At 42.6% G+C, this 1829-nt stretch carries 2 protein-coding genes and 1 pseudogene; 2 read left to right on the forward strand and 1 reads right to left on the reverse strand.

Annotated elements, in window-relative coordinates; all coding sequences use genetic code 11:
• Nucleotides 1–314: cation efflux transmembrane domain-containing protein (locus SSCH_RS18940; RefSeq protein WP_044664534.1), on the forward strand; the 314-nt coding region annotated here is incomplete at its 5' end.
• A gap of 325 nt (nt 315–639) precedes the next feature.
• Here the strand turns inward: SSCH_RS18940 and SSCH_RS21730 are convergent.
• A pseudogene (locus tag SSCH_RS21730) lies at nt 640–1134 on the reverse strand (uracil-DNA glycosylase); the annotation flags it as partial.
• Nucleotides 1135–1539: 405 nt separating this feature from the next.
• On the opposite strand from SSCH_RS21730, the gene SSCH_RS05110 reads away from it, so the two are divergent.
• A partial coding sequence (locus SSCH_RS05110) for a hypothetical protein (RefSeq protein WP_044664536.1) occupies nt 1540–1829 on the forward strand: 290 nt, incomplete at its 3' end.

A 1829-nucleotide genomic window follows, 5' to 3' on the forward strand; every position in this document is an offset into this window, starting at 1 on the left:
CAGGCCTTATAATAGCCATTTTGGGGCTTGTAACAAATTCATGGTTCTGGATACGCTACCGAAGGCTAAACAAAGCAAACCCCAACATAATCCTTGCCGTACAGAGTAGTCTATACCGTGCAAAGACATTGGTTGACACCTGCGTCACAATCGCACTTATTGTTGTTGCTGTTTCTCCGGGCTCTCCTGCCGCCTATTTCATGGACATAGCGGGAGCAGCTGCTGTCGCGGTGTATTTGCTTATCAACGGAGCAGTTACGATATTCAGTAAAAAAGCGGAGAATCCGCAAAGCGGTGAAAGCCGTGCTGATTAAGAAAAGACAGGGCCGGAGGTTTTAATGCGTATAGATATACCTATGATACACCATGCTTATGCTTCCCCTTATCCCCCTATCACCGGCACATTTCTAGTATCTTTACCTTCTTTCTCTAGTTTAAGCAATCGCCGCATAGGTATATTTCCCCTGTTAGTGTACGACCTAGCCTTTCCATTGATATGAGGTCAACAAAATACATCAACTTTGTCAGTTTGAAATACGTTAAACGGCCTAAAGACTGAACAATAGCAAAGATGACCTGCTGAAAAATTGCAGCTGACTCATTACTGATTTCTATTTTCTGATACCGCTTTTTAGATGTCTATTTGCTAATTATACCGACATCTGGTTGTACAAATTTAGCAAGTGCTACAAAATCAGATCTTTGTTTAGGCATCGACCTGTGAATCCTAGCTCTAGGACCTGGGTGATATAAAGGAATCAATACCCGGCCACCCCAGCGAATGCAGCAACCGACATCTTCTTTTAATTTAATTGCATGGGGAGATATATAAGAAAGTGCCTTTAGCGCAACGGCACCGAGGGATACTATGACCTCTGGCTGGACTAAGTTAATAGTCCTACTCAGATAATAGGAACAATTACGGATTTCATCCACAGACGGAATTCTGTTATTCCCCTGCTCTGTACGTGGATTACAAAGTACTGCATTAGTGATAAAGACTTGCTCCCTCTTCCATCCAACATCAGCCAAAAGCACCTCGAAATTATCCCCGATTTGATCACCATAAAGTGGTATACCTGTTCTATCTGCACCTAAACGGCCTGGAGCCTCCGCAACAAAAAGAATTTTAGAATTTACATTACCGTTAGCATCTGAACCCTACCCCTTATTTTGGTATGTTATAGTTAAATATTATCATTTTATCATACTATTTACAACTACCCCTCCCCCATTGTCCTAACGTTATGTTAAAAAAGAACCCCTTCAGAGGGATTCTCTTTAATCCATATTATCCCGTTCGTTGGAATTCGACAAGATGCGGGTGGTAAACGGTACCGTTGCCAGGGGAACCGCTTTTCTCCCCAAGCTTGCTACTAAAACCCTTGTCCCGTCTATTCGAAGGGCTCTTTTCTTGACCACAATTTGACCACAAAGACGCATCACCTCCGAAAATATCTTTAAAAATGCTATTGACAAGTATATCCACGATGGCTATAATAGATATGTGATAATACGTGCGTGAAAGGAGAGGATAACATGAAGGCAACATTTGGGGACTTTCTTGCACAAAACCCAAACTGCTCAAAGTTTGACGGCAACCCTGACGCTATCGCAATATTCAACCTGTTGTCTAAGGATGAGAACATCATCGGAATGATTGATGCCTCAGAAGCAGGAAAACCAGCCTTGTCCGCCTGTGTCGATGAAATTGAAGCATACTTCGACAGCCAACAAAACTCTAAGGTGGATTTGACAGATAATTTCACCCGGACTGCTGTGGGAAGGATGGTTAAAACAATAGTCACCCCGTTCGGATATGAAGTTAC

The sequence above is a fragment of the Syntrophaceticus schinkii genome (assembly GCF_000946815.1).
GTDB classification, from domain to species: domain Bacteria; phylum Bacillota; class DSM-12270; order Thermacetogeniales; family Thermacetogeniaceae; genus Syntrophaceticus; species Syntrophaceticus schinkii.